General features: G+C 65.3%; 8 protein-coding genes. 1 reads left to right on the top strand and 7 read right to left on the bottom strand.

Going from position 1 to position 8339, the window contains the following annotated elements:
• Positions 1-162: 162 nt before the first annotated feature.
• Positions 163-1302 carry a maleylacetate reductase gene (locus O7R11_RS14475; RefSeq protein WP_337998250.1) on the bottom strand — a complete coding sequence of 380 codons (1140 nt, stop codon included), beginning with the start codon at positions 1300-1302 and terminating at the stop codon, positions 163-165.
• A 183-nt stretch (positions 1303-1485) separates the two neighbouring features.
• Here O7R11_RS14475 and O7R11_RS14470 point away from each other — a divergent pair, with 183 nt between their 5' ends.
• A complete protein-coding gene (locus tag O7R11_RS14470) occupies positions 1486-2259 on the top strand; it encodes an IclR family transcriptional regulator domain-containing protein (protein ID WP_337998249.1) in 774 nt (257 codons plus the stop codon).
• 35 nt (positions 2260-2294) lie between these two features.
• Here O7R11_RS14470 and O7R11_RS14465 read toward each other — a convergent pair whose 3' ends face one another.
• From O7R11_RS14465 to O7R11_RS14440, 6 genes are all read right to left on the bottom strand, one after another.
• Positions 2295-2975, bottom strand: coding sequence for a 3-oxoacid CoA-transferase subunit B (locus O7R11_RS14465; protein WP_337998248.1), 681 nt, complete (start codon positions 2973-2975; stop codon positions 2295-2297).
• Positions 2972-3682, bottom strand: a complete 711-nt coding sequence (locus O7R11_RS14460; RefSeq protein WP_337998247.1) for a 3-oxoacid CoA-transferase subunit A — start codon at positions 3680-3682, stop codon at positions 2972-2974. The genes O7R11_RS14465 and O7R11_RS14460 overlap by 4 nt, the downstream gene beginning before the upstream one ends.
• 33 nt (positions 3683-3715) lie before the next feature.
• A complete protein-coding gene (gene pcaF / locus O7R11_RS14455) occupies positions 3716-4921 on the bottom strand; it encodes a 3-oxoadipyl-CoA thiolase (protein ID WP_337998246.1) in 1206 nt (401 codons plus the stop codon).
• 457 nt (positions 4922-5378) lie between these two features.
• Positions 5379-6725, bottom strand: coding sequence for a TRAP transporter large permease (locus O7R11_RS14450; RefSeq protein WP_337998245.1), 1347 nt, complete (start codon positions 6723-6725; stop codon positions 5379-5381).
• Positions 6718-7176: a TRAP transporter small permease subunit gene (locus O7R11_RS14445; RefSeq protein WP_337998244.1), complete on the bottom strand. Its 459-nt coding sequence runs from the start codon at positions 7174-7176 to the stop codon at positions 6718-6720. Before O7R11_RS14445 ends, O7R11_RS14450 begins: the two co-directional genes overlap by 8 nt.
• Before the next feature lie 111 nt (positions 7177-7287).
• The gene (locus O7R11_RS14440; RefSeq protein WP_337998243.1) at positions 7288-8334 is read right to left on the bottom strand and encodes a TRAP transporter substrate-binding protein; all 1047 of its coding nucleotides are present in this window, start codon (positions 8332-8334) and stop codon (positions 7288-7290) included.
• Between the last annotated feature and the right edge of the window lie 5 nt (positions 8335-8339).

Genomic DNA, 8339 nt, shown 5'->3' with positions numbered 1-8339 from the left:
GCGCGATCCCGCCGTCCAGAACATCGACCCCGTAACCCTTCAATAACTGCTTCGCCTGATACTCGTGTATGTTCATCCGTGTCATCCCAGAGGCACGGGAAAGGCGCTAGACCACACGACTTTCCACAATATTACAAATAGATATACAACCAACTTAACGCTTCACATAAACTTCTGCGGCGCTTCGCACACCCCACAGACCCGCGGCGCCCCGCCGCAGAGCGCATCGCGCAACAGAGCCCGCACCGCCTCTGCGGCGATCGGTCGGGGATTCGGATAGGAGGAAGCCATCACCGCCGCCGCCGCGGGCGCGACGTGCTCCTCGCGCATGCCGATCTCCGCCAGCGAGGCGGGCACGCCCCCCGCCGCCGCCAGGGATGCCAGGGCACGCGCGCAGGCCGCCGCATCCGGCAGCGCCAGGGCGCGGCAAAGGCGCGCCATCGCGGCGGGCGCGGCAGGCGCGTTGAACGCCAGGACATGCGGCAGCAGGATGGCATGCATCTCCGCATGCGGCAGGCCGAGCATGCCGCCGAGGACATGGCAGAGCTTGTGGTGCAGGCCCATGGACGCGGCCCCGAGGGCGGACCCGCCGAGCCACGCGCCGTAGAGCAGCAGGTCGGCGGCCTCGTCCCCGGCGGCGAGGCGGCGCAGTCCCTCGCCCAGGGCGCGCGCGCCCTCCTCGGCGGACATCGCCACCAGGGGGCTCGCATCCGCCGCATAGAGCGCCTCGACGCAGTGGGCCATGGCGTTCATCGCGCTGGCCGCGGCGGTGGCGCGCGGCAGCCCGGCGAACAGATCCGGATCGTAGATCACCAGGCGCGGCCGCACCCGCTCGTCGCGGCCGTTGAGCTTTTCGCCGTTGCGGGTGATGCCCCAGATCGGCGTCATCTCCGAGCCGGAATAGGTGGTGGGGATGCAGGCGAGCGGCAGGCCGAGGGACAGCGCCACCGCCTTGCCCAACCCCGTCGCCGCGCCGCCGCCGACCGCGACCAGCATGTCGGCGCGGGTGTGCAGGGCGGTGCGGCAGGCCGCATCCGCCTGCTCCTGGCCGACGTGGGAGCGCGCATCGCCGACCGCCCCGGCGACCAGGTCTCCAAGCGCGCGCGCCAGGCCGTCGAGAACCGCGGCGCGGCCCGGCGTGCCGATGAGGAGAACGCTCTTCGGGTCGAGACGCCCGATCTCGCACGGCGCTTCCGCCAGGCTCCCCCGGCCGAAGCGCACGCGGCACGGCCAGGACTGGTGCAGGAAACGCAAGTCCCCCGCCGTCTCTTCCGCGATCTGTGCCGGCCTCTTCTCGGCCATCTTCGGTCTCCGCCGTTTTTCCGGACCGGGACGCGCCCCAGTCACCGTTTTTCCATCAACCCACTGAACAAACTGAATTTTTTTCTTTCGTCATAGGCCTTGCCTGAGGGAAGTGCGTTCTGCTACGTTCCGCTTGTTCGTTCTGCGAACGTGTTCCGCGTTTCTCCGCAACGGCAGGCAAAAATGATCGATCCGGACTCGCCCGATTTCGTCGCTTCCTTCGCCCGCGGTCTGGCGGTCATCCGCTCCTTCGGCAGCGAGGCGCCGCGCCAGACCCTCACCGAGGTGGCGGAGCGCACCGGCATGACCCGCGCGGCGGCGCGCCGCTTCCTGCTCACCCTGTGCTCGCTGGGCTATGCCCACAGCGACGGCAAACACTACGAACTCGCGCCGCAGGTAATGGAAATCGGCTACACCTACCTGCAATCCCTGAGCATCACCGAGACGATCCATCCCTTCCTGATGCAGGTGACCGAGCAGTTGCAGGAATCCTCCTCCGCGGCGGTTCTCGACGGCGAGAGCGTCGTCTACGTCGCGCGCTCGGCGGCCCGCCACCGGGTGATGGCGATCTCGCTGTCGATCGGCGCACGCCTGCCCGCCCACTGCTCGTCCATGGGGCAGGTCCTTCTCGCGCAACTGGAACCTTCGCGTCTGGCTCATTTCCTACGGACCGCACGGTTGGAACGCTATACCGACAACACCATCACCGACCCGGCGCTTCTTGCCCTCCGCCTCAAGGAAGTGCGGGAGCAGGGCTGGGCGCTCTGCAACCAGGAACTCGAAATCGGGCTTCGCTCGATGGCGGTGCCGCTGCACGACCGCCACGGCAACGTCACGCTTGCGATGAACGTCAGCGGCCAGGCGACCCGGGTCTCCGTCGAGGCCCTGAAGCAGGACTACCTGCCGGTTCTGCAGGAAGCCGCCGCCGAGTTCGAAAAAACCCAGAAGCTCCGCTGACCGAGGGGGCGGGCGGACCCGCCCCCTGCCCCGTTTCAGACCGAAACCGTCTTCAGGTCGTCCGCCACCGCCAGAGGCGCGCCGGTGAGCGACTTCAACGTCTCCACGTCCACGCCGGGCGCGATCTCCCGCAGCACGAAACCCGCCTTGGTCACGTCGATCACCGCGAGATTGGTGAAGATGCGGGTCACCACGCCGAGGCCGGTGAGCGGATAGGTGCATTTCTCCACCAGCTTGGGCGCACCCTCGCGGGTGACGTGCTCGGTGACCACCACGATGTTGCCCGCGCCCATCACCAGGTCCATCGCGCCGCCGACGGCGGGGATGGCGTCCGGCGCGTTGGTCAGCCAGTTGGCGAGATCGCCGTTCTGCGCCACCTGCATCGCGCCGAGGATGCAGAAGTCGATGTGGCCGCCGCGGATCATCGCGAAGCTGTCGGCATGGTGGAAGAAGGCGGAACCCGGCTTGATCGTCACCGGCTTCTTGCCGGCGTTGATCAGTTCCGGATCCTCCTCGCCGGGAGGCGGCGGCGGACCGAAGCCGAGGATGCCGTTCTCGGTGTGGTAGATCACCTCCCGCCCGGCGGGGATGAAGCCCGCCACCAGTTCGGGGATGCCGATGCCGAGGTTGACGTACGCGCCGTCCGGAATGTCCTGCGCCGCGCGCCTGGCCATCTGTTCCCGGGAAAGCCCTACGATTGCTGTCGAAACGGTCATGGATAGGTTACTCCCTGCGCGACGAGGACGGACTCATGGGCCGCGTTCGGCACCTCGACCACCCGGGACACGAAGATGCCCGGCGTCACCACCGCCTCGGGGTCGATGCCGCCCGGCTCCACGAAGCGGGTCACCTGCACGATCGCAACCCGCGCCGCGGAGCACATGATCGGGCCGAAGTTGCGGGCCGCCTTGTTGTAGGTGAGGTTGCCGAAGCGGTCGCCCAGCTCCGCCTTGACCAAGGCGTAATCGGCCTTGATGCCCCGCTCCATCACGTATTCGCGGCCTTCGAAGACCTTGTGCTCCTTGCCTTCCGCCAGCACCGTGCCCACCGTGGTGGGGGTGTAGAAGGCGGGAACGCCCGCGCCGCCGGCGCGGATGCGCTCCGCCAGCGTGCCCTGCGGCACCAGCTCCAGTTCGATCTTTCCCGCGCGGTAGAGCTCGGGGAACACCTTGGAGTTCGAGGAGCGCGGATAGGAGCACACCATCTTGCGCACCTGGCCCGCGGCGATCAGCGCGGCGAGGCCGACGCGGCCGTTGCCGGTGTTGTTGCTGATCACGGTGAGATCCTTCGCGCCGTGGTCGATCAGCGCATGGATCAGCTCGATCGGACTTCCGGCCTCGCCGAACCCGCCGATCAGGACGGTCGAGCCGTCCGCGATGTCGGCGACCGCTTCGGCGGGGCTCCTGACTTGCTTGTCGATCATTGGACTTCCTCCCAGCAGCTTGCCTTAGCGGCTTCAGACCATCTCCACGGACAGGGACACGCCCTGCCCGACGCCGATGCACATCGCCGCGAGACCGCGGGTCTTGCCGCTCTTCTCCAGCGCGTGCACCAGGGTCAGCACCAGGCGCGCGCCCGACATGCCGAGCGGATGGCCCAGCGCGATCGCCCCGCCGTGCGGATTGACGTGCGCCGCGTCGTCCGGCAGGCCGAGTTCGCGCAGGGTGGCGAGCGACTGGCTGGCGAACGCCTCGTTGAGCTCGATCATGTCGAAGTCCTCGATCTTGCGGCCCAGGCGCGCCAGAAGCTTGCGGGTCGAATAGATCGGGCCGATACCCATGACCCGCGGCGGCACGCCCGCCGTCGCCATGCCGACGATGCGCGCCTTCGGCTTCAGGCCGTGCGCCTTCACCGCGGCTTCCGAGGCGATGAGCAGCGCCGCAGCGCCGTCGTTGACGCCCGAAGAGTTGCCCGCGGTCACCGTGCCGTTCGCGCGCACCACCGGCTTCAGCGCGGAGAGAATCTCCAGGGTGGTCTCGGGGCGCGGATGCTCGTCCTCGGTCACGGTCGCCGTGCCCTTCCTGCCCTGCGGCACCAGCACCGGGGTGATCTCCTCGGCGAGGAAGCCCGAGGCCATCGCCGCGGCGGCGCGCTGCTGGCTGCGCAGCGCGAAGGCATCCTGGTCCTCGCGGTTGATCTTGTATTCGTCGGCGACGTTCTCGGCGGTCTCGATCAGCGGATCGACGCCGTACATCTCTTTCATCTTCGGATTGATCAGGCGCCAGCCGATGGTGGTGTCCTCGAGCCTGGCGCTGCGGGCGAACGCCTTTTCCGGCTTCGCCATGACGAAGGGCGCGCGGGTCATCGATTCCACGCCGCCAGCAATCGCCAGTTCCATTTCGCCGCAGGCGATCGCGCGGGCGGCGGAACCGATGGCATCCATGCCCGAACCGCACAGGCGGTTGATCGTGGTGCCGGGCACACTGCTGGGTAGGCCCGCGAGCAGAAGCCCCATGCGCGCCACGTTGCGGTTGTCTTCGCCGGACTGATTGGCGCAGCCCATGAAAACATCGTCGAGACAGGACCAGTCCAACGAAGTATAACGCTCAGATAGCGCCTTAATCGGAACGGCAGCAAGATCATCCGCCCTGACACCGGCAAGAACACCGCCGAATCTACCGACAGGCGTGCGGATATAATCGCAAATGAAGGCCTCTTTCATATGAACACCTGTTCTCTTATTTGGTGTTTCTGCCGCTTCTTTACATGAAATGCGCGCATCCTAATGCGGCATATCTGGTGCGGCGGATCGTGTTCAGTATGTGGCGGATGGATAAACCGTCAATAGATTTGTGCGTTTATCAAATTTTTGTTCTTTATGCGAACGTATTTGGCCCATCCAGATGCGCGCCCCGAATCTGGAGACCTCCCCATACGGGTGGTAAGTCCCTGATCCGCCACATATCCGTAAACGTATTGCGGAAATTAGGTTCGCATAGCGCACACTGGGGGACGCGGCGCTGCGCCGCGCCGCCGCCGCGCCGCCGCGTTTTTCAGGATGCGACTCCGTTCGACTCGCCCTGCCGTCCGCACACGGGCGAACGGCCCCGAAACGCGAAACCGCCGCCGCACCCGAAGGCGCAGCGGCGGCTTCCCCCCCCCTTGTATCCGACGTCGGTCTAGACCGACGGACCGATCATCTTCTCCGGCAGCCAGGTGATGATCTCCGGGAAGATGGTGCACAGCAGCAGGGTGAACATGATGATGCAGACGAAGGGAACGACGCCGCGGATGATCTCCGCCATGGTCAGGCCCAGTTCCTTCGGCGCGGTGCCCTTGAGCACGAAGATCGACATCGCCATCGGCGGCGTCTGGAAGGCCATCTGCAGGTTGATGCAGATCATCATGCCCGCCCACAGAGGATTGAACCCGAGGTCGCTGAGGATCGGCGTGAAGATCGGCACGATGATGAAGACGATGCCGATCCACTCGATGAACAGCCCGAGCATGAACACGATCAGCATGATCATGAAGAACGAGGCCCAGCGGCCGCCCGGCACCGACATGATCATCTCCGCCACCACGTCGCCGGAGCCGGAGTTCATGAAGATGCCGACGAAGGCGTAGCAGAGCGCCGCGATCAGCACCACGAACGAACTGACGCGCAGGGTCTCGATGGAAGCGTGCTTGATCAGCCCCCAGCTGAACTTGCGATAGAACACCGCGAGCAGGATGGAGGCGAAGCAGCCCACCGCCGCCGCCTCGGTGGGCGGCGCGATGCCCGCGAAGATGGTGCCCAGCACCGCCGCCATCAGCGCGATCGGCGGCACCAGCGACTTGAGCAGGCCGAGCAGCTTGCCGAGGCTGAACGGCGTGATCTGGTCCGCCGGAATGGACGGCCCGAGCGCCGGGTTGAGGCGGCAGCGCACCACCACGTAGGTGATGTAGAGCCCCGACAGGATCAGGCCGGGGAACACCGCGCCCATGAACATCTGGCCGATCGAGATGCCCGCCTGCGGCCCGTAGACCACCAGCATGATGCTGGGCGGAATCAGGATGCCCAGCGTGCCGGTGGCGACGATGGTGCCCGCGGCCAGCGACTTGTCGTAGCCGCGCTGGATCATCGGGCCGAGCGCGATGAGCGAGAGAATCGTCACCGAGGCGGCGATCACGCCGAGGCAGGCGGCGAGAATGGTGCCGAAGATGATGGTCACCAGCAGCAGGCCGCCCTTGAGCCGCCCCAGCGCCTCGTAGAGGCTCTGGTAGAGGTCACGGGTGATTCCCGAGTGTTGCAGCACCACCCCCATGAAGGTGAACAGAGGCACCGCGAGATAGGGATAGTTGAGCGACAGGTCGTAGAACCGCTCGTAGAGAATGTGGAACGTGGTGTGGGGGCCGAACTCCACGATACCGACGAAAAAGGCGACGCTGCCGATCACGAAGGCGATGGGAAAGCCGGTGAGCACCAGGACGAAGACGCCGCCGAGCATCAGGACGGCTACGGTTTCCGGGCTGAAATCAATCAAGGTTTTCCCCCTTTGCCAAGAAGTAGACGTCTCGGATCAGCTTCGCCAGCCCCTGCAGCAGCAGCAGGAACAGGCCGATCGCGAAGAGGGTGCGGTAGGGCGCCGCCGGCGGGTACCAGAAGCTGTTGAACATCACCTCCTTGATCCGCCAGGCGCGCACCGCCCAGTAGACCGCCTTGTCGAACATCACTCCCATCAGCGGGAAGAAGAAGATCAGCGAGCAGACGACGTCGAAGGCCGCCTTCCGCCTGGGGGAGAGATGGCTGTAGAGGATGTCCACCCGGGTGTGGGAATCCTTGAGGTGGGTATACGACGCACCGAGCAGGTAGACCACGCCGCCCGACATGCACAGCGCATCGTAGGACCAGATCGTCGGAGCATCGAAGAAATGCCGCGCCACGGTTTCATACGTGCCGATAAGGACAAGAAGAAAGGCAAACCATTTTCCCAAAGCTCCCGCGCCTTCGCTGAGGCGGTCTATGTATCTTGGCAGTTTCAGTATTACGGACATGCCTTTCTCCTTGCCGTTCCAAGCGCTATACCCGTTTCTTAATGCACAACGTTACTTGGAGGCGTTGTACGCCACGCCGAAGGCCTTCATCGAGTTGTAGATCTCGCCGAAGATCGGCTTCTCGGTCTTGGACTTCTGCGCATAGAACTTGTCCGCCTCGGCCATCAGGGCATCCTCGATGTCCTTCGGCACATGCAGAACCTCGTTGCCCGCGGCGCGGAACTTGTCCATCGCCTTGATCGATTCGGCGACCAGGTACTCATGCTGCTCCTGGGTGATCTTGGAGACCTCGGCCTGGACGATTTCCTTCAGGTCCTCCGGCAGCTTTTCCCAGGCCTTCTTGCTGACGAAGAACACCTGCGGATCGGACGGCGCGCGGGCCGGAGAGACATAGACGTACTTCGCCACTTCGTTGAAGTGCATGTTCCAGTTCGACGCCATGGTGGAGTATTCGAAGGCGTCGATGGTGCCGCGCTGCATCGCCTCGTAGAGCTCGCCGCCGGGGATGATCACGGTGGCGGCGCCCATGTGCTTCAGGATCTCGCCGCCGTCGCCCATGCAGCGGGCCTTCAGCCCCTTGATGTCGGCGAGGCTGTTCAGCTTGACCTTGGAATGGAAGAACACTTCCTGCGGCAGCGGCGAAAGCGCGCCCGGGAAGGTCATGACGTTGTAGCCTTCCATCATCTTGTTCATCAGGTCGGCGCCGCCGCCGAAGTCGAACCAGGTGCGCATCGCCTCACCCGCCAGCGCGCCGGGGCGCGAGCTGATCAGGCCCGCGGCCGACCACTTGTCGAGGTTGTACATCGGGCAGGTGTAGGCCATTTGCAGGACGTTCTGATCGACCGCGTCCAGTTCCTTGTAGGCGGGCACGATGGAGCCGCCGACGAAGGGCTTGACCACCAGACGGCCGCCGGAGGCCTTGGTGATCGCGTTGCACAGCTTGTCGTGATAGATCTGCGACGGGTCGGACGCCGGGCCGTGCCCCGAAGACCTCCAGATGATGGGTTTGTCGGCGGCGTTCGCCGGGGCGGCGAACGGCACGGTCAGCATCGCCGCAAGCGACAAGGCGATGAAGCCTAAAGACGTCTTCCTCAGCATTTGCA

The sequence above is a fragment of the Oleispirillum naphthae genome (assembly GCA_027864655.1).
Lineage (GTDB): Bacteria > Pseudomonadota > Alphaproteobacteria > Rhodospirillales > Rhodospirillaceae > Oleispirillum > Oleispirillum naphthae.
This window is presented reverse-complemented; position numbering and strand designations above follow the sequence as displayed.